The sequence below is a fragment of the Acetobacterium malicum subsp. dehalogenans DSM 11527 genome, from assembly GCF_000472665.1.
In the GTDB taxonomy this organism is placed as follows: domain Bacteria; phylum Bacillota; class Clostridia; order Eubacteriales; family Eubacteriaceae; genus Acetobacterium; species Acetobacterium malicum.
In genome coordinates this window covers 118,508-145,043 of the sequence record NZ_AXAC01000006.1, presented here as the reverse complement: position 1 = coordinate 145,043, position 26,536 = coordinate 118,508, and the positions used below count along the sequence as shown (strand labels likewise).

Genomic DNA, 26,536 nt, shown 5'->3' with positions numbered 1-26,536 from the left:
TAGGTAGAGATAAAAAAGTCGGATTGGTTCCTGTTAAAATATTCAGGCTTGTTCTGTATCCAAGCGACAGTCATTCATGTGATGGAGGATTTTTGCCACGCCAAAGGTCAGGCCGGTGATGATCACATAGATGCCAACTAAACCAGAATTTAATTGATCATAGATCTGTCCGAAAAGGATTTGACCAATCGGCATAAAAGCAGTGGCTAAAGCCGTGGTCAGGGCCATCGTTTTGCCCATTAGGTTTTGGGGAACCTGGAGCTGAATAAAGGTCAGCGATTGGATATTAACATTGGCAACAAAAAACATCAGAATAAATCCAAAAAAGGTAAACCAGCTGTATGCGGTCAGATGAGTTGGGTCACTGTTCAATACCCACGGAGTCAGGCATAAACCCATCCCCAGAATACCAACGCCCATGAAGATAAAGAGCCGATGCAGTTTTTCAAAAGGATTATACTTGGCAACGGTGGTTGAGAAGATGGCCCCGACAATCATACCAATTCCCAGTATGCCCTCAGAGATGCCGTAAAGTTGGTCGGATACACCCAGAATAATCTTTTCAACATAGGGAACGCCCACCGTATAAAGTGGTGTCATAAAAAGATTGATGCCGGCGGCAATAAATAGGATATATAAAACAAAGGGTTTATCCCGAGACAGAAATCTTAGTGTGGCTTCAATATCTTTGGCATAAGTCACAATCGGAGAGGCGGCCATTTCGGCTTTTTCAAAAGGGATGGTTAAGAACAATTCCATCACACCGGAAACAAAAAAACTGATCAAATTGATAATCAGAATAACCTTAAGTCCGAAGACCCCATATAAAAAGCCGGCGGAGATAGGCCCCAGTAACATCGTTAAGGCACTGATCTGACTGATCATACTATTTCCGGCAGTATAATGCTCAGGGGCAATGACGCTGGGGATACTGGCCCGGACGGTTGGTTCATAAACACTGTTAATAATAGACAAAGTAAAGATCAAGATTCCAATCCATAGAACTTGCTGGTCATTGCCATAAATAAAAGCAGCGAACAAAGAAAGGATAATGGTGCAACAAAAATCAAGGATAACCATCATGCGTTTTTTGCTCATCCGGTCGGCAATCGCGCCACCAATCGGGGCCAGAAAAATGGCCGGAAGAATGGATAGCGAAATAATCAGCGAAAACACCGCGGCAGAGCCGGTGAGATCAAGGATGTAAAGTGAAAAGGCGAAGCGCTGCATTGAATTGCCAAACATGCTGATGAATTGTCCGATACCAATAATAACGAAATTTTTATTAAATAGTTTTTCTGCTTTCATGTCAACCTCCAAAAATGAACTATAGTTCACTTTTATAACAAGTATAGGTGCTTATAAAACAATTGTCAATAAAAAAATGAACGATAGTTCATTTTTAACAAGATCTTGCAAAATGACCGATTTCATACTATCCTTAAGAAAGAACGGAACATGTTAAAAGAATAGATGGGGTTAGAATAATGGAGAAAGAAAAGAAAATTCAAGAACGAACGATTGTGAATCGCAAAAAAATACTTGATTCCGCAAGACAATTGTTTAATGAGAAGGGCTATTACCATACGAATACCAAAGAAATTGCCAAAGAGGCTGATGTTGCAACCGGCAGTTTTTATAATTATTTTCCCGATAAACTGAGTATTTTTCAGGAGATTATGATTATGCACCTGGAAAGAAATTATGCGGATTTATGTGAATTGACAAAAAAGCTCAATGAACATCCACATCGTGCCAAAGCTACTATTGTTAACTATGTTCATACTGGCATGGATCATGCCTATGAAAATCGGGTTATGTTCCAGGACTTTGACAGTATTCTCCAGGCAAATCCTCAATTAGGCGAAATTATCGGAGTTTTCTATAACAAAATTATGACCGAAATTTATGACTTCTGCAAAGACAGTCCCCATGTAATAAAGCGAACCGCCAATCCCCTGGTAATGTCCCAGATGGCTTATTTTATAATTCAGGGAACATCGGAACTCATGTCAAAACTACTCGAGGATGTTGATAAAAGAGAATATGAAGAGCAATTGGCACAAATTGTTTATTGGTATCTATTCGGCAGTTAATAAAGAATCAAGAGGCCGCTGAAATAATGAATACCTAGAAAGGTAAAAGCTGTGCTTGTCAGTTCTTTGTACGGACGTATATTTCAGTTCATTGAAGAGTTGGGCAATAGGAGTAAATTGACGTTCTAGGATTTTCTTCTGTAACGACAACTCAGAATTTGATGATCTGGGCAGACTTCGGATCGTTGGCTGATCGCTTAACCTTGTTCTGTTATCACAATTGACAGGGATTTACTTTACATTAAATTCTTCAAGTGGTAAAATTTAATAATTTAGACTGGTGTTTACATTAGAAAAAATGCTTAAAAAGGAATGATCAGAAATGAGTGCGACCTACTTGATGCAAACCGAGCTCCTTGATGATGAATCCCTCTTCTGGGATCGCTATCATACCCAACCCTTGGCTCGTCAGAAAAAAATTGACCAACTTATTTTAAAAAAAGACAAAAAACTGAGCCTCGCCGCTGGGCTGGTTTTTCAGGCTGGACTTGCTGACTATGGTCTCGGGAAACAGCAAATAACTATTTCTTGTCACGAAGATGGGAAACCCTATATCTGCGAATATCCGGAGCTGTTTTTTAGCATTTCGCACTCTGAAAACTTGGCCATTTGTTCATTTTCTAGTCGGGAAATCGGCGTTGATGTGGAAAAGCGAGTACCGATTGATCTTGAAATCGCCAGACAGTTTTTTTATGGCGCTGAGTACCAGGATATTATAGCATCCGACGACCCGTTAAATACTTTTTTTGATTACTGGGTACTAAAAGAAAGCTATATGAAAGCTACCGGAATGGGGTTTAAACTGTCTCTGGATGCTTTTCGAATTGTATTGGAGGATGAAATTCGGGTTTATGTAGATAACATATTAATGCCCTATGGGTTTTATAACACAACGGTATTTGAAAACTACAAACTGGCTATTTGTACTAAAGGCGGACTACCAGAGCCGGAACTACACGTTCTTTAATCATATTTATTCCCTAAATTAGATACATCGCAAACTATTCAATACTCAATCTCATATTCAGGAAAGGAACGACTCTACATGAAAAACGTTAACATTAGCCAGTCCGATGCGACTGTAACCGAAACCAGTGACCAGCAAAACCTGATCAACCAGAGCCGTGATTATTTCACTGCTATTTTTGCTGGACTGGAAATTGATTCCCACCCGATTTATGACTTCCCCGAGCACCTCAGCCGGACGGCCGCCCCCGATGCCGCGATCAGCAGCGATTGGTCGCGACTCTTTGCCCCGGCGGCGATCACGGCCCTACTGAGTACCGCCCAAATCAGCCCGGAGGTGCTTTTTTTAGCGGCCTTCGCCTATACCCTGGCCAAGTTCAGCGGCCAGGACGAAAGTGTTTTGTGTTTCCAGCCAGCCCCCAACCCCGACGGAATCCTGCCGCTGCATCTTAAGATCGATGAAGAGCTCCCGCTGACCGCATACCTGGCGGCGGTCCAGAGTAACTATCAGGAGACCCTCGACCATCATCACTGGGCCTTTTTCCAGATGACCCGGGAGCTGGATCTCAGCGCCGATCTGCGCTTTGTATTTAATGAAACCCCGGCGGCCACTGATCTCGGTCACGCCCATCTGGCATTAGAGGTCAGACCCAAGGGCGACAGCTTTGCCCTGGCTCTACACTACCGCAGTGACTTATATAAGGAAGAAACCATCCTCAGTCTGGTCGATCTGATCGAGCGGAGCATCGGTGGTTTTCTGACGGCTCCCAAGCTTTCTGAGATCGCCCTGATTTCCGAGGCCGAGTGGCTCCGCTGTGAGACCTTTAACCGTACCGCGGTGGCCTACGATAGCAGCCTGACGATGGTCGATATGCTGCGCAACCAGGCCCGTCAGATCCCGGACAATATTGCCCTGGTCTATCAGGAGGTCCGGCTTACCTATGCGCAGCTTGATGACGTGACCGACCGGCTGGCCAAACATATCAAAAGCTTGGGCATTGGCCGGGAGGACATTGTCCCGATTCTGCTGGCCAAAAGTGAGCTGATGACGATCACTTCGATTGGGGTGCTCAAAGCCGGTGCCGCCTATCAGCCGCTCGATCCGTCCTATCCCAGCGAGCGGCTGAGCTTTATGATTAACGACACCCAGGCCCGGCTGATGATTGCCGATGCCGAACTGCTGGGGCTGGTGCCGGATTACGCCGGTCAGGTGATCCTGACTAAGGATATCAAGGCCCTGCCCGACAGCGATACGCTGCTCGAAGATCCCCGGCCCGAGGATCTGTTTATTATGCTCTACACCTCCGGCTCCACCGGAACCCCCAAAGGGGTGATGCTGGAACACCGTAACCTGGTCTGTTTTTGCCACTGGTACAACCGTTACTATGATCTCGATGAGCGCGCCCGAATAGCGGCCTACGCCAGCTTTGGTTTTGATGCCAGTATGATGGACACCTATCCGGTGCTGACCGTCGGCGGCACCCTGCATATCATTGCCGATGAGATCCGCCTCGATCTGCTGCGGCTCAATGACTATTTTGAGACGAACAAGATCTCCCATGCCTTTATGACCACCCAGGTGGGCCGCCAGTTTGCCGATACGATCACCAATTATTCGCTTAAGCACCTGTCCACCGGGGGCGAAAAACTGGCGACGATTCACCCACCCCGCTACCATTTCCACAACCTTTATGGCCCCACCGAAACGACCGTCATTGCCACCAGTTTTCTGGTCGACGGCGACTATGACAATATCCCCATCGGCAAGGCCTTGGATAATGTCAAGATCTATATCCTCGACCGTTATAAGCGGCAGGTGCCGATTGGCGTGCCCGGGGAACTGTGTATTGCCGGGATGCACGTCGCCCGGGGGTACCTCAACCGACCCGATGCCACCGCCGCGGCCTTTGGTCCCAACCCCTTTGATGATCAGGCCCCCTATGACCGGATCTATTATTCTGGCGATATCGTCCGCTATCGGCCTGACGGCAATATTGAATTTGTCGGCCGCCGGGATGCCCAGATCAAAATCCGCGGCTTCCGGGTCGAGCTGACCGAAATTGAAGCGGTGATCCGCCAGTTCCCGGGCATTAAAGACATCACCGTCGTCGCCTATGATGATCCCAGTGGCGTTAAATATATTGTCGCCTATGTGGTGGCTGATACCCCGGTTGACGTTGCCGCCCTCAACGCTTTTATTGAAGCTGAAAAGCCGCCTTATATGGTGCCGGCAGTGACGATGCAACTGGAGGCGATTCCGCTGAACCAGAACATGAAGGTCAATAAAAAGGCCCTGCCGCTGCCGGTCAAGCAGCAGATGGACCTGACCCCACCGCAAAACCCGACCCAGCAGCAGATCTTTGACTGTGTTGCCGCAATTCTCGGTCATGATCAGTTCGGCATCAATACTGATCTGCAGGAAGCCGGGTTAACCTCCATCGGCACCGTGTCCCTGAACGTGCGGTTGTCCCAGCTTTTTGAGGTGGTTGTCAAGAGCCGCGATTTAAAGGCCCACAATACCGTCGCCCAGCTGGAAGCCTTTCTGATGACCGCGGCGGCCGCCGCTCCGGCCACCGTCACGGCCAAACTGGATGCCTACCCGCTGACCCAAACCCAGATGGGCTTGTTTGTTGAATCGATGGCCAAACCGCAGGAACTGCTTTATCATATCCCGTTCTTGTTTAAACTTCATCCCGATGTTGCTCTGCCCCGGCTGAAAACTGCGGTTGAAGCGGCCATTGAGGCCCATGCCTATATTAAAACCCGCTTCTTTATGGACGATGACGGTGAAATTATGCAGCGGCGCCGGGATGACAGCCCCTTTACCCTGCGGATCCGCGATTATCTGGATAAGGACAAGCTGGTCACGCCCTTTAAACTGATTGATGGGCGGTTGTTCAATGCGTCCTTGTTCCAGACCCGGGACGGTAACTATTTCTTTATTGATATCCATCACAGCATCTGCGACGGCACCTCGCTGGTGATTCTGATCGAGGACATCAACCGGGCCTATGGTGGGGCCGCCCTGGAGCCGGAAAGCTACAGCAGTTTTGACGCCGCCCGGGACGAGCAACTGAGCCGGGCCGGGGCTGAATACCCCGAAGCCCAAGCCTATTACGCCGATCTTTTTTCGGGTTGTGACACCGATTTTTTACCCGGCCCGGACAAAAACGAGGCCGAAAAAACTCTGGGCATCGTCAGCCTGATCCCGGATCAGCTGGAGGTAGCCGCCGTGGCCAGCTATTGTGAAGCCCGGAAGCTCAGTCCCAACGCCTTTTTTGTCGGCCTGTTCGGATATCTGCTGGGCCGCTACAACCAAAAAAATCACAGCGTCTTTACCACCATCTACAACGGCCGCAGCGATTCCCGGACCGACCGCGCCATCGGGATGTTTGTTAAAACCCTGCCGGTTTACTGCCAACTGGGAGTTCCCTCCAGCGAACTGTTTACCACCACCAAAAACCAACTGATTGACAGCATGGATCACGATATCTACTCCTTTGCTGAAATCAGCCGGGCCTTTGGCATCAGCGCCGATATCATGTTTGTCTATCAGGGCGATAATTTTGAGTTTGACAGCCTCGCTGGTCGGCCCACCGAAGCCCTGGAAGTGATGAGCGAAGGGGTCATCGCAGCGATTTCCGTAGAGGTCTCAATCCGCGAAGGCCGCTACCATTTCCGGGCCACCTTCGAGAGTAATCGTTATGAAGACAGCTCCATCGACGCCCTGCTTGAGAATCTCGCCCTGGCCGCCGAACAGGCTCTGGTTACCGACGATTTGGATCAGATTAAACTGCTCTTTGATGAAGACCGGGAGATGGTCGATGATCCCCGCTTTTACGGCCACACCTTTGTCGATCTGTTCACAACCGCCGCGGCCCAATACCCGGATCGCCCGGCGGTTCAGGATCGTAAGGGTAGCATCAGCTATGCCCAGCTCGATGCCGCCTCGGATGCCCTGGCCGTCCAGCTGCTGGCCGCCGGCGTTAAGAAAGAAGACTTTATCGGGGTACTGTCCGGTCGGACCCGGGAGTTTATCATCGGCGTCATCGCTGCGATGAAGGCTGGTGCCGCCTATGTGCCGCTGGACCCCGAATACCCGGAAGACCGGATCCGCTATATGCTGGAGGATTCCGCCGCCGACATTCTGCTTTATGTCGATGAATTTCAGGCGATGACCCGCTTTTTCCCGAACCAGACCATTAATCTGGGTGCCATTTCTGCGGTCTCCCACCAGCCGGATAAAAGCTGGCAGGCCAGCAAACCCGAGGGCGAAGATCTGGCCTATATGATTTATACCTCCGGCTCCACCGGCAAACCCAAGGGTGTGATGATCAGCCATGATAATCTCAGCAACCTGATTTTTAATGAAACAATCAACCAAAAGGTCACCGACGCAACCCGCTGCGCCCAGTATTCGAGCTTCTGCTTTGATGCCTCGGTGGTGGGAATCTTCCCCTATCTGGCCAACGGCGCGCTACTCTACCTGTTTGCCGAAGCCGACCGCAAGGATGCCGTCAAGGTTTGCCAGATCCTGAAGGATGAAGCCATCAACGTGGCTGTCTTTCCGACCCAGATGGGCGAAATCATTATCGACAATATGACCGGTGACTCCAGCTTGACCCATATCGTCGTCGGCGGCGAAAAACTGAAGCATTATTACGATCGTCCCTATACCGTCGTCAATGCCTACGGCCCCACCGAAAGCACGGTCGAAACGACGATTTTCAACGTCGACCGGGAATACCGCAATATCCCGATCGGCAAATCATTGATCAATGTCCGTTCCTATGTGGTTGATGAACAGCTCCATCCGGTGCCGGTGGGACGACCCGGCGAGCTTTGTCATGCCGGTCGCCAGATTGGCCGCGGCTATCACAACCTGCCCGAAAAAACCGCTGCCGCTTTTGTGCCCAACCCCTTTGCCAGTGGACCTGACGATCAGGTACTGTACCACACCGGGGATATGGTCCGCCGGCGCGGCGATGGCCTGATTGAATACATCGGCCGGATTGATTCCCAGGTCAAGATCCGCGGTTATCGGATTGAGCTCAGCGAAATTGAAGGGGCGATGCTGGCCCACCCGGGGATCAAAGAAACTGCCGTGACGGTGCTGGAACAGGGTGGCAACCAATATATCGTTGGCTACTACACCGGGCCCGCAGAAGCCATTGATCCCAAGGTCTGGCACCATCTGCTGCTATCTCAGCTGCCCGAATATATGATTCCGACCTTCTATGTGCTGCTCGAAACGATGCCCCTGACCCCTGGCGGCAAGGTCGATAAAAAAGCCCTGCCCCAGCCCGAAACCGGCATCAAGACGGCCGACTATCTGGCTCCGGAAACCGTGCTGGAAAAACAACTGGCGGAAATTTTCGCGTCAACACTGGGCCTCGACACCGTCTCGGTGCTGGACGATTTCTTTGCCATCGGTGGCACCTCGATTTCGGCCACAAAGGTCGCGATGAAATGTTTGAGTCAGCAGATTCCGTTGGCCTATGCCGATCTGTTTGAGTACAAAACGATTCAGAAGCTGGCGGCCTTGATTGAAAAACACGTCGCCGCCACCGTTGACCCGACCGACGTGATCAAAAACTTTGACTACCAGAAGCTGACCCCAGTGCTGGCCGCCAACGATGCAGCCAATCTGGCCAGCCTGGCGACCAGCCCGCTGGGCGATATCATCTTAACCGGTGCCACCGGATTTTTGGGGACTCATATTCTCAAAGAATTCCTCGATCATTATGACGGCAAGGTGACCTGCTTTATCCGCAAGGGCAAGGCCCGGTCGCTGGAACAGCGGATCAAAACGATGCTGGTCTACTATTTCAACCGCGATTACGATGAGCTGTTCGGCAGCCGGATCTTCTGTGTCGAAGGCGATATCACCAATCCCGACAGCCTCACCGCGCTGGAGGCGGTGGCCGCTGATACCGTTATTAATTGCGCCGCCTGCGTCAAGCATTTCGTCGCCGATGATACCCTCGAAAAGATCAATGTCCGCGGGGTTGAAAACCTGATTGCGCTGTGTCTCAAAACCGGCCAGCAACTGATTCAGGTCTCCACCGTCAGCATCGCCGGCGAAGGCATCAACGGCGCCCCACCCCAGGACAAACGGATTCGCGAAAACGAGCTGTACTTTGACCAGAGTCTCGAAAACGCCTATGTTCATTCCAAGTTTCTGGCCGAACGGGCGGTGCTGGCCGCTGTCGCCGAGGCCGGCTTAGCCGCCAAGATCATGCGGGTTGGTAACCTGATGAGCCGCAACAGCGATGGCGAGTTCCAGATCAACTTCCTCCATAATGGCTTTATGCGGGGCCTCAAAGGCTATAAGATTCTCGGCCAGTTCCCCGTCAGCGCGCTCAGTCAGGCGGTCGAGTTTTCGCCGATTGATACCACCGCCCACGCCATTTTGAAGCTGTCCCAGACCAACCGTGAGCTGACGGTGTTCCACCCCTACAACAACCATACCGTCTATATGGCCGACGTGCTGGCCGAAATGAACGCCTACGGCTTTAACATTGCGGTGGTCTCTGACGCCGATTTCGGCGCCGCCCTTCAGGCCGGCATGGCCGATGCCGAGGTGGCCCCGGCCATTTCCGGGCTGATTGTCTACCTGACCAGCGACACTGTCAACAACGTTTACCCGATTGATCCCGAAAATCGCTTCACCACCGAAGTGCTGTACCGGATCGAGCACAGTTGGCCGATTACCAACGAAACCTACATGCACAAATCGATTGCGGCCCTGGATGGGCTGGGGTTCTTTGATGTTGACGAGAATTAAGCAAAGAGATCGTGCTATTTTACTTATCGATTATCTATGAAATGGACTGCTGCAGAAAATAGTTGTAACTGGGGAAAAGCCGAATCCACGGCTTTTCTTTGCAGCATACCGATAGCTTTCTAAAAATAAATCTTGACAGATAGCAAGATTTATTTTACTATCTAACTGTCGACCGATGGTCGGCAAAACAGGAGGTGCTCAATGAAGACGGTCAAAGAAGGCGAAGTCCGCCGACAGGAAATCCTGATGGTAGCGCGGGAACTCTTTGTCACCAAGGGTTATGAACAGACCACGGTGAATGATATTTTGAAAATTGTGGACATTGCTAAAGGTACTTTTTATTATTATTTCAATTCCAAAGAAGAGGTGTTGGCAGCCATCATTCTGGATATTGTCGAAGAAGGCGCTAAACGGGCCGAGCAGATTCTGAAGGACAAATCGGTACCGTTGATCAACCGGATCATGATGGCAATTATGGCCCAGTCCCCGGAGTTTGAAGGATCAGAGGAGATCAGGGACGAAATGCACAAGGTCGACAATGCCAAACTCGAACAATTATACACCAAAACCATGCTTAAGCGGATGACCCCGCTACTGGAAGTTGCGGTGGCCGAAGGCGTAGCAGCCGATCTTTTTCATCTGGATTATCCCCGGGAAACGATTGAGTCGATTTTACTGCTGGGCCATATGTTGTTTGACTGCAATATTATGGACTGGGGGATGACCGAGTATCCGGCAAAGATCCAGGGCTTTCTGGCCAATATGGAAAGAATGCTGGGAACCGGAGCAGGAGAGCTAAAGGACTTTTTACAAATGTTTGCCTAACTAAAACTGGGCGACATTTGTAAAATTTTTTTGCCCATATACCGACCGACAGTCGATTGGCGATGGTTGATGAATGAAGAAACAAATAAAGAAAATTGGAGGAACCACAATGAAACAACAACGGACAATTAAGGGCGTCGCAAAGCAGAACACCGCCATGAATAAATTTATAATCCTAGTGGTTGGTGCCTTTATCTCCAGCATCGGTAGTGGCTTGACTGATTTTGGGCTGGCGATCTATATTTTAAAGCTGACCGGATCGGTGGGCGCCACCGGGGTTTTTGCCATCTGCGCTTTTCTGCCAGCGATATTGCTGGCACCGGTGGGCGGGGTGTTGGCTGATCGTTATGATCGACGGCTGATGATGATTCTGGGTGAGTTGTTTTCGGGATTGTCACTGCTGATCTGTCTGGTAGCGGTGATGAATCCGAACCCACCGCTGGTGGTGATCTGTATGGGTGTTGGACTCAGCTCGGTGTTCTCAGCTCTCACAGAACCGGCTTTCAAGGCCACCATTACTGATCTTCTGCCCGCAAAAGACTTTGCCCGGGCCGGCGGCATGGTTCAGCTCGCGGGCAGTGCCAAGCTGCTGATTTCCCCGGCAATTGCCGGCCTGATGTTGCAGGTGACAACGGTTGGCACCCTGATTATGCTGGATATGCTGACTTTTTTTACCACGGTACTAATTATCGTATTTGTCAGAAAAGGATTGGTCAGCAAAAAAAGCGCAGTGATCAGTTCGGGGTTTCGCTGTGAAATCAGCGATGGCATCACCGCCATCCGGGGAAAAAAGGGCATCATGACGATGATTATCATCATGACGGTTGCCACCTTCTGTCTGGGGTTTGTGCAGATGTTAAGCAAGCCGCTGGTTCTGGCCATTGCTGGTGAACGGGAGCTGGGAATTCTGACTACGGTTATTGCCATGGGGATGATGGTCGGAAGTATCGGCATCAGCATGGTCAAGCAGCCAAAATCCTATGTAGGGATGTTATCGATCGGATTATTTGGCTGCGGGGTTTTCTTTGCCCTGATTGGGATCAGTGAAAATCTGGTTCTGATCGCCGGCTTTGGATTTATGATGTTTGTTTTTATGCCAGCCATCCAGGTTGGCGCCGAGGTGCTGATTCGCACCAATCTGGACAATCGCGTTCAGGGCCGGGCCTTTGGTTTGATCAGTTTGATTACCCAGATGGGGTACATCCTGGCATTTATTGCTGCCGGCATTTTAGCAGATCTGGTCTTTGAACCCCTAATGCAGGGAAATACCGCGTTGGCGACAGGCATTGGTGCAGTAATCGGTTATGGGGCTGGCCGAGGCAATGCTCTGCTGATCATTATCACCGGAATCGGATTGGCCTTCGTTGGGATCGTGGTAGCCCGGTTAAGAAGTGTCAGAACCCTGGAAGCGACGGCTGTAGCAGATGAGCGGATGATGGAATCTAGGTAGCAAGGATTTTATGATGAGGTTAGAATAAAAAAACAACTAAGCAGAAGATGACTTAACAGTTGATTTCCGGAATGAAATCGACTATTCTTGAGCAAGGGAGGTGACACACGGTGACTGAAAAAATAAAACTCAGACGATTTGAAGATAGTGACTTGCCTGTATTTAAGGAGTGGTTTAAAAAAGACCATGTCAAAAAATGGTATACCGAGCCGGAAGACTGGATGGAGGAAGTGACATTGCGAGACAGTACCTTTTCATGGATCACCCACTTCATTGTCGAGTGGGAAGAAAAGCCCATCGGATTCGGCCAGTTTTACCAATGTCTCGATGCCAAAGAAGAATGGTATGCCCATATCCCGCAGACCGGCACCTACAGCATTGACTATCTCATTGGCGAAAGGGAATTTTTAGGCAAAGGGTATGGCAAAAAGACCGTTCAATTACTGACTGAAATGATTTTCAGGCTTTCAGACTCAAAACGGATTGTTGTTCAGCCGGAACCCGAGAACCGGGGATCCTGCAACGCTTTGTTAGCCAATGGCTATCTTTTTGATGAAGCCAATGGGGTATATCAAAAGGAAAAATAAGCAGAAATAAAAGAGTAGCTTGATTTGATTTTAAATGGGGTTGTCAAGGAAGGCGTATCGGTATGAAAAAATCAGCTTGATGAAGGCGATGCAGATATCCTGATCAAAATAAATTTTCGAAACATAACTTGACAAGCTAGCGTTCACTAGCTATAATAAAGCTAATGAACGCTAGCTTTTAGTTATTTGTAAGAAATTTAAGGAGAACCAATGACAAAACGCAATACCAGGGAAATAATCTTAGAGGAAGCATTGAATCTGTTTTCGGTAAAAGGTTATCAGAGTGTGACCGTTAAAGAAATTGCCCAGGCGGTGGGCATCAAGGACAGCTCACTTTATAAACATTTTGACAGTAAGCAGGCCATTTATGATACCTTGCTTACGTGGATGAATCAGAAGTTTGAAGAAACCGTGACGTTTTACCGGTTGCCCCAGGGCGAGATGGAAAGTGTCGCCCGGGAATATGGCCGTCATGATCTGATCTGGCTTAAGAAAGCCTGCGAGGCCGTTTTTCTGTTTTTCCTGAAAGATCCGCAGGCATCGAAGTTCCGCCGGATGTTGACCATCGAACAGTATAAAAGTGATGATGCCGCCAAGACCTTGTACAACTGGTTTTTTAACGACGCGATTTTATTTCAGACCGACTTATTTAGTGAGATGATCAGGCAGGGAAGCTTCAGAGCAGGCCCGCCGCAGATCATCGCTTTGCAGTTTTACGGTCCCTTCTACACCCTTTTATGTCAATATGACAAGCTGCCGGAAAAAGAAGATGAAGCGATGGCCCTGCTGCTGGCGCATATCGAACAGTTTGCGTCAATTTATCAAATAAGAAATGAGGAAAGCTGATGAATTTAAATAAAATGATGGATCAGGGCATTGCCCAAATTATGACAACCGCCGGCCGATTCTATCTCAACAATAGCAAAGGCCGGGCCTTTTTAATGAGTGTTTTACCGGAGCTGGCCAAAAGCAGTGCCCGCCGAAAGCAGCAGGAAAAAGAAGGCCTGCACGTACCGCCATTTCTGATTGCCAGTATCGCCTCCCAATGTAATCTCCACTGTGCCGGATGTTATGCCCGGGCTGGTGGCGGCTGTGGCCCTACCAGCGGCAAAACGGATATGGATGCCGGTCAATGGGGGAATGTTTTCGATCAGGCGGCAAGACTTGGTGTTGCCTTTATGCTGCTGGCCGGCGGTGAGCCCTTTTTACGCCGGGATATTATGGAGCTGGCCGGAGAGTATCCAAATGTGATCTTTCCAATTTTTACCAATGGCACAATGCTGGATCAGGAGACCATTGAATTTCTCGACAACCATCGCAATCTGATCCCCATTCTCAGCATAGAAGGCAATGCAAAAGAAACTGATGCCCGCCGCGGGGCGGGTACCCATGTGCAGATTGAAGCCGCCATGGCCGCTTTAAAAAAGCGCAAAATCCTGTTCGGGGCAGCCATTACCGTTACCAGGGAAAACATGGCGCTGGTGACCAGAAATGACTTTCTTGAAGCACTGGAGGATAAAGGTTGTGGCGTGAACCTGTATGTGGAATATGTTCCGGCGGAACCAGGAACCGACTATCTGGTCATTACGCAAAGCGAAATCAAGCAACTTCAGGCGATTTGTCTTAAACTGCGAAAATCCTTTCGGCGCATGGTGATCTTGTCCTTCCCCGGCGACGAGGAGGAAATGGGCGGCTGTCTGGCTTCCGGGCGGGGATTTTTTCATATCAATCCCTATGGTGATGCCGAACCCTGTCCCTTTTCACCCCATGCCAAACAGAACCTGACCAGTGATTCGGTGGAAGCCGTGCTCCGGTCCCAATATTTTGCTGATCTCCGGGAAATTGCCGTAAAGGCCGGAAACCATGGCGGGTGTACCTTGTTTGAGGTAAACGATCAGGTCGAGAAATTGTTAGCATAACCTTTTTTACAGACGATTAAAGACGTCAAAATAAGCCAGCCCGGTGTGTTTGCCGAAAACACATCGGGCTGGCTTGCAGTCTAGAAAAAACAGTAAAAAAATCGTTAATCAGGATCAGATGCGGTTCATATCAATGGTTGTGTTGATACAATCCATAGGTTCTATTCACGCCGATGGTGAAGATTATGCCATTTCCCGGCTTGTCCATTTCGGTAGCATCCTGGATGGCATTGACAACTGCTTCGGTTTTAGCGCTTTCCAGGATCATCATCACCACTTCTTTTTCCGGCTCAATATCCATGGCAAAGAGTTTTGCGTATTCATGAACACCCGAGCCCCGGGCATTAATAATGGTTCCGCCATTGGCACCGGCGGCTTCAGCTGCACCGACAACCGTTTCCGCATTGCCGCGATCGACAATCACAAATATCGCCTCATACATTGTTTTATTGACTCCTTTTTCTTCATGAGTTTTATCATAGGCACAATTCCGAACCCCTAAAAAATTATTTAACGTAGCCGTAAAGGCAATCCCATGATGGGCCTTGGCAAATTTGAATTTACGGCTGATTTCCTCGGCAGCTGATTCTATTTTTCCGGTCTGGGCAATCATCAGAACCACTTCGACCCGTTCATCACAAATGTCCAGAAAATCAGTGACCAGACAATGTTGGGTGCCCTTTCCTAAAAAGATCGTCCCACCGGAAATTCCGCATTTTTTTCCCAGTTGCAGAATTTTGGAACCAACACCGAAATTGACAATGACAGCTAATATTTCATAGCTCTTTTTTTCTGTTACATTTTCATGAGTATCCATTTTCGGAGATTCCCCCTTTAACAGTTTTGATTTTAAAGATCAGGCCCAGAATTTGCAGGGCAATAATCGGCATCAGGGCAACCATGGCAATCAGTCCAAAACCATCGACCAGCACATTTGCGCCTTCGATGGATTCGGCTGCACCCTGGGCAAAAGCAAGAATAAAAGTCGCCGTCATCGGGCCGGAAGAGACCCCGCCGGAATCAAAAGACATCCCCACAAATAACTTTGGCACTAGATAGCTTAAAACAATGGCAAGGATATAACCGGGCAGCAGATAATGCCAGAGTTTGATTTCCGGAACGATGATCCGCAGCATCGATAAGCCCACAGCCAGAGATACCCCCAGTGATAAGGCAACCAAAACGACCTTTCGTTTTAAGTAGCCGCTGGTGACATCTTCAATTTGCTTGGTCAACACATAAACCGCTGGCTCAGCCAGAATAACCACCAGACCTAATAGCGCCCCAATGGCGATCAGCACCGCTTTATTGTCGATACTGGCAATATTATAACCTACCAGGGTTCCAACGTCCATAAATCCGGCATTAACTCCGGTTAAAAAAAGAACCAGACCAATCAGGGTATAAAGGAGGCCCTTGATAATTCGTTTTAGCGGTTTCTTTTTTAATTTAAAGGAGATCATCTGAAAAACAACAAAGATGACGACAATCGGCAACAGGGCCAGAACGACCTCATAAAGTATCGTGGGCAGTTTATTAATAAAAGGCAGGATCACAGCGGTTGATTCGGACAGACCACTGTCAAGACTGCCGCTGATTTCTTTGGTACCCTTTAAAACACTCATAATCATCACTGCCAGGATGGCACCAGTAGAGGCAATGCCAACCAGACCAAAACTGTCATCTTCCGATGATTTTCCCTTTTTTAACGAAGAAATCCCCATCGACAAAGCCAGAATAAAAGGAACCGTCAGCGCTCCAGTAGTGGCTCCAGAGGCATCAAAAGAAATGGCCAGAAATTCCTGGGAAGTAAACAGGGATATAATCAGAATGATGCCATAGATGATCGTCAGAAGCAGGTTGAGGGACTTGTTATAGATAACACGTAAAAAACCAACCGTCAGCAGCAGGGCGATACCGACGGAAACGCAGAGTATAATTTCGGTTTTGGCGATGACATTGGCTGAAACAAGGGCTACCTGGCCGGCCAGGATATGAAGATCCGGCTCAGCCACCGAGATGAAAAAACCAAGGACTAAGCCGGAAACGATAACGATCCAGACCTTGTTGCTTTTGGTAATATGGGTCCCCATCAGATTACCGATGGGGGCTATGCCCAGATCGACTCCGAAGAGGAAAATAGTCAGTCCGACCACAATCAGCAACGCCCCCAGCAGAAAGCGCATCATGATATAGCTTTCAATGGGAACAAGGGTCAGGCTTAAAATGACAACCAGTAGTGTAATCGGTAATACCGAGATCAGAACTTCTTTGAACTTTTCAAAAAGAATGTTCAAAATAAATCCCCCTTTCTTTATTTTATGGTTGATTAACAGCGTTTAAAGGTCAACAACCGGTTTAACAAAGCATTGGCAATCTATGACATAGAAATATGCTACGACTAACAACTCCATCCATTATACCCGAAAAAGCCGATCAAAACAATGGTCGTCTCGTATTTAACAAATGGCCGCAATTATGGTATAATTTACCACATCGTCAATTTAGACAACGTTTTTTGACATAAAATCAAACGGACTTTGGGTTTGTCAATTTCAGAAGAGCAGAGGAGGGATACTAATGCATCAGTTGCTAAACATCAATAATGAACTGCATGAAAAATGGCGAAAAATTATGTTTCGCACCTGTGTAATAATCGGTATCATCATTTTTATTGCTGAAATTTTCATCTTTATTTTTAATAAACACAGCCAGACCTTTTCGCCAGCCATCATCCGCTATCTCTTGCTCTATCTGGTACTGCCATCGGTGTTGAACCTAATTTTTATTTTAGGGGCGTATTTTATGCTAAAAACAGAAAAAACCAGTGAAAAAACCAAAAATCATACGGTTGCGATCCTGTTTTTTCTGATTTGCGCCTGTGTTCAATGCTTTCATCACACCTTTCCGCCGATCTTGTGTGTGCCCTGTATTGCGGTGTTTATGACGATTATCTTTGCTGACTTAAAACTGACGCGTCTTGTCTTCGGGTTGAGCTATATCTCTGTGATTCTGGCTTTCCAGATTGCCAGTTTTGAAGGCGATCGCGATGTAAAAGCGATCTTTTTGGATTGTATCGTGGCTGGGATTATGATCTTTTGCTCCTATCTGGGGGCCAAGGTACTGACCCGTTATACCAATGAACAGGCACAGAGCATCCACAACAGCTACTTAAAACAAATGGAGCTAATCCAGGAAGCCAAAACAGAACCGCTGACCGGACTTTTAAATCGCCGGGCGATGGTCGATATTCTGGGGCAGGCGGTTTATCAGGAGGGGGTGACCAGAACCCCGTTGATTCTGGCCGTTATTGATCTGGACGATTTTAAGCTGATTAATGATAGCTATGGTCATAGTAAAGGTGACGAAGTATTAGTAACATTGGCGGACATCTTATCTCAGAATACACCGGGTAATGAAAATGTCTTTCGCTATGGTGGGGAAGAATTTGTTTTGTTGTTTAGCGGTCATCCCATCGCAGCTGTTGTCGAAATGATTGATAAAATGCACCAGGAATTCAGGGAGCACCATTTTGATTTTCTTAAGGGATCTCAGATAACCTTCAGCTGTGGGATTGCGGAATATGCCAATTCCGGCTGGTCAACCAGTGAGTTTTTTGAAAAGGCCGATCAGGCTCTTTATCTGGCCAAAAGCGAAGGGAAAAATCAGAACCAGATATATGAAAAACGGCTGGAGGAGCACAAGCTTACTCAGTGCTATGCGTCCGGTTGACGGGAATCAATCGGGCGTTTTTAGTATAAAATTGTTGACTTAACAAATCTTTAACATCATCAGGATATGATATCATGCAGTAGAATCCAGCAGGGGAGGAAAGATAATGATCAATATTTTAGTAATTGAAGACGACGAGAAACTGAACTATATTGTCTGCTCATTTTTAAATAATAAGGGCTACCGGGCGATACGCTGTAAAAATGGCAGTGAAGCCTTTGACCGGATCCTGGAAGAACCGGTGAATCTGATCATCTCGGATATTATGATGCCGGAGATGGACGGATTTGAACTGGCCGCAGAGATCCGCCGCCAGGATAAGAGCATCCCGATTCTGTTCATGACGGCCCGGGATGACATGTCTGCCAAACAAAAAGGCTACAGCCTGGGCATTGACGATTATATGGTAAAACCGATCGAGATGGATGAACTGCTCTTACGGGTGTCGGCCTTATTACGACGGGCCAATATCCGCAATGAGCGAAAACTGGAAGCGGGTTCGCTGATCTTAAATGAAGAGGAAACTACCGCGTATCTCAATGGAGAGGAAGTTTCGCTGACGGTAAGGGAATTTAATATTCTATTTAAGCTGTTATCCTATCCTAAACGCACCTTTACTCGGGCTCAGCTGATGGATGAGTTTTGGGGATATGATACCGAAAGCACGCCCCGAACTGTGGATGTTTCGATCACCAAACTGCGTGACAAACTTTCAGACTGTGACGATGTGGAAATTGTGACAGTCCGGGGCCTGGGATACAAGGCGGTGATTAAAGGATGAAGTTTCGCTATGAAAATCTGGAAGATAAGCGGATCAATGCCAAGCGCCCTTTCTGGAAAGAGTTTTTAATTGTCTTTGGGGTGGTATTAATCTGCAGTGCCGGAGAAGTGCTAATTTTCAATCAGCAGATGCTGGATCAGACCAATCCCTGGATCATGGCACTGGTGGGCATGTCCTATGCGCTGTTTATGGGACTGATTGTCAGTCTTGGGACCCGCTTTATTATGTATACCGGATTTCAAAGGCCATTGACGGAAATCGGTCAGGCAGCCCGAAAAGTGGCCGCTGGCGATTTCACTGTTCACGTGCACTCCCAACGAAAAGACCATAAAAAGGATGACCTGGAGGTGCTAATCGATGATTTTAACAAGATGGTCGAGGAACTGGCCACCATTGAAACCTTAAAAAGCGATTTCATCGCCAATGTGTCCCACGAGATGAAAACACCGCTGGCGATTATCCAAAGTTATGCCTCAGCACTCAGAAAAGAAGAGCTGCCCCAGGATGAGAAAAAGGAATATATTGACACTATTGTCGAAGCATCAAAAAAACTGTCTACCTTAGTGACCAACATTCTGAAATTAAACAAGCTGGAAAATCAGGAAATCATCCAGACCGAGACCTATTCGCTGGATGAACAGCTGCGCTGTTGTATGCTGGCGTTGGAAGAAAAATTTGACGAAAAAAACATCGAATTTGACGCCGACCTGGACGAAGTGACCATTACCAGCGATGAAAGTCTGATGGAAATTGTCTGGAATAATCTGTTGACCAACGCCATCAAGTTTACCCCAAAAGACGGGTTGGTAAAAATTAAGCTCAGAAAAGATGGCAGTCAGGCCATTGTCAAGGTCAGCGATAGCGGCTGCGGCATGAGTGACGAAACCTGCCGTCGCATCTTTGACCGCTTTTATCAGGGCGATACCTCCCACTCAGAAGAAGGCAACGGATTGGGACTGGCCCTGGTTAAACGGGTAGTGGATCTGGTGGATGGAACCATAACGGCTGAAAGTGAGCTGGGTCAGGGTACCACGTTTACCGTAATTTTGAAATTATAGAGAATGAAGAACTTATATAAATCTCTCGTATCAACGATGCGAGGGATTTTTTTATTTAAAGATAATGAATTAAAGTTTAGAGGCTCATTAAAAATGTGTTTAACAAAAGTTTAACCGAACATTAACTTTGGGGAACATTTGCAGCGTAATATGGTGGTATCAACAGAAACGAACAAGAAACGGTTAAAGGAGAAGTGTGATGAGCGAAATGAGAACAAATGAAAACAAACTGGTGATGAACGAGTATTTGGAAGTCAGTGTCAAATCTGATCTGGTGCAGCTTTGCAGCGACTGTTACCATACACTGGGGTGGACAATCATCAATTCCAGTTCCGGGCTTGATGCGGTCAAATTGAAATTGCAGCGGGATCGGAAAATCAAAAATCGGGTGGCACTTTGCGATCTCCAACGAAAGTGTGAAGACGCCTTTATCAACATTGAAAAGCTGGAACGATCCAAAAATACCAATGCAATGGCGTTAGCCCTGGGGGCGGGGATTGTCGGGACAGTTTTTATGGCCGGAGCAACCTTTGCTTATCTGGCCGCCATGATTCCACTGTGTGTTGTCCTGGCCATCCCGGGATTTATCGGCTGGGGCTTGCCTTATTTTCTTTATAAAAAAAATGTCAAGAAAAGTGCAGACCGTGTGAACCCGCTGATTGAAAGTAATTACGATATGATTTATGAAGCCTGTGAAAAGGCCAGCCAGTTATTGGCATAAGGACTATTAATATAAAATTCTGCAATCAACTTTACAAAAGTCCAGACGTTGGATATAATAATCGTGTATATACACTGAAAAAGGTGATCACATGAAAATAGAAGAACAAAATAGAAAATCGTCAGTCTGCAATTGCCTCAATTTGCGGCGGGCTTCCCTGGCGATAACCGAAATCTACGACCATTACCTGGCGCCCAGCCAGCTCAGTGTCAGTCAATTTTCAATTTTAAAGCATATTTTTGCCATGGAACCGGTGAGTGTCAGCGAGTTGGCCGCTGAAATCCGGCTGGATCGGACCACCTTGGTTCGTAATTTAAAGCCCCTTGAACAGCAGGGATTGATACATGATATTGCCCAGTCGGGAACGCGAAACCGGCAGCTTTGTTTAACGGCAGCGGGCCGAGAAAGAATCGAACAAGCCAATGCTTACTGGGAACTGGCCCAGAAGCGGATTGAAGCGCAGTTGGGTCTGGAAGATACGAAAACTCTCCAAGCCCTGTTATTAAAAATTGAGGTCTTAGCGCCTTAATTTTTTTAGCGTTATCGTGTAGCTACACTAAAAGAAAGAGAGAAAAAGCATAATATGAAAGAGATGATTAGAACAAGAGGTTTGATATGTCGGAGAAAATTCGTGTGGCAATTGCAGTCAAAAGGTGAACAGCGATGAATAAACAAACGGAAATCGAAAAGGAGTTGGCTCAACTGCCGATTCTGGAATATGTATTTTTTAAACCTGAGGAGATTATTTTTTCCAAAGAAGTTCGGGATCTCTGTCAAGGCAATAGCTGCGGCATGTATAATACCACCTGGGCCTGTCCCCCGGCAGTGGGTAGTGTCGAGAGCTGTATAGAAAAATGTCAGGCCTATGATAAAGCGATGCTTTTTACCACCGCCACTGAGGTAGCCAGCAGTTTTGATATGAAAGGATGGATGCGCGCCCGGGTCGAGCACGAGGCATTAACCGATCAGGTCGCCGATGTTTTCCGGCGCTTTGACGAGAATGCCTTAATTCTATCCACTGAAGGATGTACAGTTTGCAAAAAGTGCACCTACCCCGATGCGCCCTGCCGGTTCCCCGATCGGATGTATCCGGCCACCGAAGGGTATGGGATTATGGTGATGCAGATGGCACCGGCTTTAAATATCAGCTACAATAATGGCGCCAATACCGTCACCTATTTCAGCATGGTACTGTTTAATGAATAAGCGATACTCGATGACCAGCTCATATGATGTTATTTACGAAGCGCTGTTGCCCAAATTGGCTGAGTGTAACCTGGCGGAAAGTGCCGCTCGTTTTGGCCTGAATATTAATCCAAATGGAGATATTATCATCAATTTTTTAAAACGGGATTATCGTATTACCAATACCGGGGTGATGCCACTTGATGGGAAACCGGTGAATATCAATAATCGCTCCATTTTGATCCATTATGTGTTGTCCCAGGGCACCGGTGATCCGGTTTATTTGTTTAAGCCCCTTTTTCGGATGACGACGGTCTTTTCAAGCGGCGACACCGGCAAAGCCAGCATGATGGATGCACCGCTGATTAAAGCTTTTGGAGATGATATCAAGAAATTGGCGGAGACGATTATAAAATTAGGCGGAAAATCAGAGCTTTCCAAAGAACCGAATAGCCAATGCTGGTTATTGGAAGTGTTACCCAAAATACCGGTTAAGATTATCTATCGGGAAGCTGATGAGGATTTCCCAGTTGAGATTCAAACTCAATTTGATGAAAGCGCTCCGAAATTTCTGGAGTTTGAATGTCTGGCTTTCTTATGTGGCTGCCTTGTCAGAGCACTGATAAAAACGGCGGAATATGGAACTGTAGATGGATGGGAATAACAACTCGCCGTTCATTTAACTTAACACCGAATTTTCGGTGTTTTTTTTGCAAAAAAATTTAGAAATAGTCACTTTAACACGAACTTAACAAAATATTAATGTTAAGGAATAATTGCAGCGTATTATATGCTTATCAAAAGAAATCAACAACAGCATTGATACAAAAAAATATTTGTTAAGATTAAGAAGGAGAACATGATGAAAGTATTAGGGAAAAATATTATCGTAACCGGTGGTGGAAATGGTATCGGCAGAGAGCTGGTGTTGCAGTTGCTCAACAAAGGCGCCATGGTCGTAGCCGTCGATATTAATCCAGAAGCATTGGAAGAAACCGTAACAATTGCCGGAAAAAATCCCAAACTGTTTACCGAAGTGGTCGATATTTCAAATAAAGAAGCGGTCTTTGCCTTTGCCAGGAACGCCATTGAAAAGTATGGGAGGATTGATGGCATTATCAACAATGCCGGCATCATCCAGCCTTTTGCACCTCTGAATGAATTGGAAATGGATCGGATTGAACGGGTAATGGATATCAATTTCTATGGTACGCTTTATATGGTCAAAGCATTTTTGCCGCATTTACTGAATCGGCCAGAAGCCCATATTGTCAATGTTTCCAGTATGGGGGGCTTTTTACCGGTACCGGGCCAAAGTGTTTATGGGGCTTCCAAAGCAGCCGTTAAACTGTTGACTGAAGGATTGTCATCAGAATTAAAAGACACCAATGTCAATGTATCAGTCGTTATTCCCGGTGGTATTGCGACCGATATCAAGAAGAATTCCAATATTTCCCACCAGACAGCTAGCGATAGTAATAAAGCGAACAAAGTGTTAACGCCTGAAAAAGCAGCGGAATTGATTATCAAGACCATGGAGAAGAAAAAGCTGCGATCCTATATCGGCAAAGACTGTAACTTGATGAATGTATTTTATAAGATCAGCTCGGGTTTGGCAATGGGGATGATTAATCGCGTGATGGCGGCAAATGTTCATTAAATACCATCACACTAATCACGGGAATGATTTGATGATCAGGGAGCCCTAACGCTTTTGTAAAGATTGCCGATATTTATAGCAGCAGATTATATTAAAATAATGGTGTTTATTGATTTTTGATGATAAACTGAGGTGGTAAAAATAGCGAAGGATTTACAGGAGAAAAAATGGATCAGAACAAAAGTCTTTTTAAAAAGAAACTTGCAATCATCATTTCAATAGCAGTATCCCTTTTTCTCCTGACGGTTTTTTTGCTGATCATTGGTATGTTTATGAATAACCTGAAACAGCAGGAGATGTTAAAAACCACCGATAAATTCATAAATTTTAAAAGTCAGGTAGAACATTTAGTTTTCACAAACAAAACCCTAGTTCAGGGATTTGAGGCTTATGTCCTGATGAATCCCGCGCTGGATGAATCAGAAGCCTACTCTTATCTAAATAATCTCTTATCTAAAAATGAAAATCAAATCAGGAACATTGGCGTCTGTCAGGATACAACCATCATCTGGAATTATCCCAAAGAAGGAAATACCGAGGCAATCGGAGTTGACCTGGCGAAGGTTGACAGTCAGAAAGAGCTGGTGCTTAAGGTTAAGAATGAACAGGTGCCAATCTTCCAGGGGCCGGTAGAGCTGGTTCAGGGCGGGACCGGTTTTATTATCCGTCTTCCCATCGTCAGAAAGGATACTGGTTATTGGGGACAGATCAGCATTGTTCTTAAAGGGGATAATATTATTGAAGAGATTAATGCCTATGCTGAAGCCGCCGGATTAAATGTCGCCATCTTCAATGATCAGAACAAAACGGTTCCTTTTTTTGGTTCCATGAGTGTAGTTGGCGAATCACCATTAACTTTTGATGTCGATCCGGACTTTATTGACTGGAAGGTGGCAGTATCTCCCAAAGAAGGGTGCGAAAATAATCAGTTTATTTTTTGGGGTGCCACTATTTTAGCCGTTTTAATTGCCGCCGGAGCGGGTCTGTTAACATTCAGAGCCCTGAAAACAAATTATCAATTACGGATTATGTCCAGTCACGATTCCCTAACGGGCCTTTTTAACCGCCATTATTTAAATGAATACCAGAACATGGTTCTGGCCTCAGCCAAAAGAAATAATCGGCAGGTCGGGTTTATGAGTATGGACTTGAATCATTTCAAGAATATCAATGACACCTATGGACATAACGTTGGGGATTTGGTCCTTGCTGAAACAGGCCGGGTTTTATTTGAAAGTACCAGGATCGGCGAGGCGGTATTTCGACTGGGCGGCGATGAATTTTTGATCATCATGCCGGATATAGAAGACCGAATTGCGCTTTTGGAGGCCCGGGAACGGCTTGCAGACAGTTTTAAAAGTGAATTTCATCTGGCCGACTATCCCGCTAAAATTGCGGTGAGTATTGGTACAGCATTGTTTCCGGAAGATGGCAATAATATTGATGCCTTGCTACAGATTGCTGACGAAGAAATGTACGCGGATAAAAGGAAACAGAAAATGAAGCAAACAGAAAATCGATCGGAGCAGCCATCGGGATGACTTGTCAACGGGGAAGTATTATGATAATATGAATAGCTCGTACTTCAGTAAAAACCAATTATGAATGGAGAATAATAAAATGGAACAATTGCCTAATTGCCCGAAATGCAATTCAGAATATACCTATGAAGACGGAGAACTGCTGATCTGCCCAGAATGCGCTCATGAGTGGACCGTTGATGCAACAAACGAAAACGGCGGCGATGAGAAGATTGTCAAAGATTCAAACGGAAATGTTTTGGCTAGTGGTGATACGGTTATTTTAATCAAAGACCTGAAAGTTAAAGGCAGTTCTCAGGATCTGAAAAAGGGAACCAAAGTCAAAAATATCCGTCTGGTTGATGGCGATCATAACATTGACTGTAAAATTGATGGTTTTGGAGCGATGTCCTTAAAATCGGAGTTTGTTAAAAAGGCGTAGTGGCCTGAATTTATTAGCGGTAGAAAACGGACTGATTCGCTAAGAACATAGAAAACTCAATCATAAATAAACGAATACCCCACTGATTTTCATAGCAGAAAACCAGTGGGCTGTTTTTTAAAAAATAACGATCATTAAGAAAACTCGAAAAATCTTGACTTGGAGTGCACTCCATATGTTAAAGTGGATAGAACCAGTAAATGATGAATAAAATCACAGCGAAAGAAAATATTAAGTTAACCGAGGTGAAATTCCATGACCATTACCGAAGTCAGTAAAAAATATGATATTTCACAGGATACCCTGCGTTATTATGAGCGGATCGGCTTAATCCCGGCAGTCAATCGAACCAAGGGCGGGATGCGCGACTATAGCGAAGAATCCTGCGGTTGGATTGAGCTGGCAAAATGCATGCGTTCGGCCGGGATTCCCATCGAAGCCTTGATTGAATACTGTGCTCTGGCCCAGCAGGGGGATCAGACCATCACCGCCAGAAAAGAGCTGCTGGTTGAGGAACGGACAAAACTTCTGGAAAAAATGGAAGACATGAAAAAGACCCTCGACAAGCTCAACTATAAAATCGACATCTATGAAAAGGCTGAAGTTTCCGGGGTTTTATCCTGGGAAAAACCGAATGCTTGACTAAGTAAATGAGCAGTTTAAAATCTCCGTACCTTAAATGGGCGGAGATTTTTTTGAAAAATTAAATAAAAGTATTGACTTGGAGTCAAGTCCAGATGGTAGTATAGTAAGAGTAGATAAATAATCCATTATAAATTAATTTGACTAAACAGTCGGTCACCGATT

22 protein-coding genes are annotated in these 26,536 nt (G+C 46.6%); 19 read left to right on the top strand and 3 right to left on the bottom strand.

What is annotated here, in order from left to right; all coding sequences use genetic code 11:
- Positions 1-42 precede the first annotated feature (42 nt).
- Positions 43-1,308: an MFS transporter gene (locus A3KS_RS0103540; protein ID WP_026393743.1), complete on the bottom strand. Its 1,266-nt coding sequence runs from the start codon at positions 1,306-1,308 to the stop codon at positions 43-45.
- Positions 1,309-1,487: 179 nt separating this feature from the next.
- On the opposite strand from A3KS_RS0103540, the gene A3KS_RS22280 reads away from it, so the two are divergent.
- From A3KS_RS22280 to A3KS_RS0103500, 8 genes are all read left to right on the top strand, one after another.
- Positions 1,488-2,096, top strand: coding sequence for a TetR/AcrR family transcriptional regulator (locus A3KS_RS22280; protein ID WP_026393742.1), 609 nt, complete (start codon positions 1,488-1,490; stop codon positions 2,094-2,096).
- Positions 2,097-2,418: 322 nt separating this feature from the next.
- Positions 2,419-3,063, top strand: a complete 645-nt coding sequence (locus tag A3KS_RS0103530) for a 4'-phosphopantetheinyl transferase family protein (protein ID WP_026393741.1) — start codon at positions 2,419-2,421, stop codon at positions 3,061-3,063.
- A 78-nt stretch (positions 3,064-3,141) separates the two neighbouring features.
- Positions 3,142-9,849, top strand: a complete 6,708-nt coding sequence (locus tag A3KS_RS0103525; protein ID WP_026393740.1) for a non-ribosomal peptide synthetase — start codon at positions 3,142-3,144, stop codon at positions 9,847-9,849.
- Between the two features lie 201 nt (positions 9,850-10,050).
- Positions 10,051-10,674, top strand: a complete 624-nt coding sequence (locus tag A3KS_RS0103520; protein ID WP_026393739.1) for a TetR/AcrR family transcriptional regulator — start codon at positions 10,051-10,053, stop codon at positions 10,672-10,674.
- Positions 10,675-10,783: 109 nt separating this feature from the next.
- A complete protein-coding gene (locus A3KS_RS19900) occupies positions 10,784-12,124 on the top strand; it encodes an MFS transporter (RefSeq protein ID WP_051355630.1) in 1,341 nt (446 codons plus the stop codon).
- A gap of 110 nt (positions 12,125-12,234) precedes the next feature.
- Positions 12,235-12,711: a GNAT family N-acetyltransferase gene (locus A3KS_RS0103510; RefSeq protein ID WP_051355629.1), complete on the top strand. Its 477-nt coding sequence runs from the start codon at positions 12,235-12,237 to the stop codon at positions 12,709-12,711.
- A 210-nt stretch (positions 12,712-12,921) separates the two neighbouring features.
- On the top strand, positions 12,922-13,557 hold the full coding sequence (locus A3KS_RS0103505) for a TetR/AcrR family transcriptional regulator (RefSeq protein WP_026393737.1): 636 nt from the start codon (positions 12,922-12,924) through the stop codon (positions 13,555-13,557).
- Positions 13,557-14,630 carry a radical SAM protein gene (locus A3KS_RS0103500; protein WP_026393736.1) on the top strand — a complete coding sequence of 358 codons (1,074 nt, stop codon included), beginning with the start codon at positions 13,557-13,559 and terminating at the stop codon, positions 14,628-14,630. Before A3KS_RS0103505 ends, A3KS_RS0103500 begins: the two co-directional genes overlap by 1 nt.
- Before the next feature lie 130 nt (positions 14,631-14,760).
- Here A3KS_RS0103500 and A3KS_RS0103495 read toward each other — a convergent pair whose 3' ends face one another.
- Both A3KS_RS0103495 and A3KS_RS0103490 read right to left on the bottom strand, forming a co-directional pair.
- A complete protein-coding gene (locus A3KS_RS0103495) occupies positions 14,761-15,447 on the bottom strand; it encodes a P-II family nitrogen regulator (protein WP_035355092.1) in 687 nt (228 codons plus the stop codon).
- A complete protein-coding gene (locus A3KS_RS0103490; protein WP_026393734.1) occupies positions 15,434-16,927 on the bottom strand; it encodes a DUF1538 domain-containing protein in 1,494 nt (497 codons plus the stop codon). Before A3KS_RS0103490 ends, A3KS_RS0103495 begins: the two co-directional genes overlap by 14 nt.
- A 283-nt stretch (positions 16,928-17,210) precedes the next feature.
- On the opposite strand from A3KS_RS0103490, the gene A3KS_RS22275 reads away from it, so the two are divergent.
- From A3KS_RS22275 to A3KS_RS0103435, 11 genes are all read left to right on the top strand, one after another.
- Positions 17,211-18,362, top strand: coding sequence for a GGDEF domain-containing protein (locus A3KS_RS22275; protein ID WP_026393733.1), 1,152 nt, complete (start codon positions 17,211-17,213; stop codon positions 18,360-18,362).
- A gap of 106 nt (positions 18,363-18,468) precedes the next feature.
- A complete protein-coding gene (locus A3KS_RS0103480; protein ID WP_026393732.1) occupies positions 18,469-19,143 on the top strand; it encodes a response regulator transcription factor in 675 nt (224 codons plus the stop codon).
- On the top strand, positions 19,140-20,201 hold the full coding sequence (locus A3KS_RS0103475) for a HAMP domain-containing sensor histidine kinase (protein WP_026393731.1): 1,062 nt from the start codon (positions 19,140-19,142) through the stop codon (positions 20,199-20,201). The genes A3KS_RS0103480 and A3KS_RS0103475 overlap by 4 nt, the downstream gene beginning before the upstream one ends.
- A 199-nt stretch (positions 20,202-20,400) precedes the next feature.
- Positions 20,401-20,922, top strand: coding sequence for a hypothetical protein (locus tag A3KS_RS0103470; RefSeq protein WP_026393730.1), 522 nt, complete (start codon positions 20,401-20,403; stop codon positions 20,920-20,922).
- A 91-nt stretch (positions 20,923-21,013) separates the two neighbouring features.
- Entirely contained in the window at positions 21,014-21,451 is a 438-nt protein-coding gene (locus A3KS_RS0103465) for a MarR family winged helix-turn-helix transcriptional regulator (protein ID WP_026393729.1), read from the top strand.
- A 134-nt stretch (positions 21,452-21,585) separates the two neighbouring features.
- Entirely contained in the window at positions 21,586-22,128 is a 543-nt protein-coding gene (locus A3KS_RS0103460) for a DUF2284 domain-containing protein (protein WP_026393728.1), read from the top strand.
- Positions 22,121-22,771, top strand: coding sequence for a DUF3786 domain-containing protein (locus A3KS_RS0103455; RefSeq protein ID WP_169727689.1), 651 nt, complete (start codon positions 22,121-22,123; stop codon positions 22,769-22,771). Before A3KS_RS0103460 ends, A3KS_RS0103455 begins: the two co-directional genes overlap by 8 nt.
- Before the next feature lie 195 nt (positions 22,772-22,966).
- Positions 22,967-23,767 (top strand): SDR family NAD(P)-dependent oxidoreductase, encoded by an 801-nt coding sequence (locus tag A3KS_RS0103450; protein WP_242834731.1) that lies wholly within the window; start codon positions 22,967-22,969, stop codon positions 23,765-23,767.
- Positions 23,768-23,934: 167 nt separating this feature from the next.
- Positions 23,935-25,308 carry a diguanylate cyclase domain-containing protein gene (locus tag A3KS_RS0103445; RefSeq protein ID WP_026393725.1) on the top strand — a complete coding sequence of 458 codons (1,374 nt, stop codon included), beginning with the start codon at positions 23,935-23,937 and terminating at the stop codon, positions 25,306-25,308.
- Positions 25,309-25,387: 79 nt separating this feature from the next.
- Positions 25,388-25,729, top strand: coding sequence for a zinc ribbon domain-containing protein YjdM (locus A3KS_RS0103440; RefSeq protein ID WP_026393724.1), 342 nt, complete (start codon positions 25,388-25,390; stop codon positions 25,727-25,729).
- A 255-nt stretch (positions 25,730-25,984) separates the two neighbouring features.
- The gene (locus A3KS_RS0103435; protein ID WP_026393723.1) at positions 25,985-26,371 is read left to right on the top strand and encodes a MerR family transcriptional regulator; all 387 of its coding nucleotides are present in this window, start codon (positions 25,985-25,987) and stop codon (positions 26,369-26,371) included.
- Positions 26,372-26,536 lie beyond the last annotated feature (165 nt).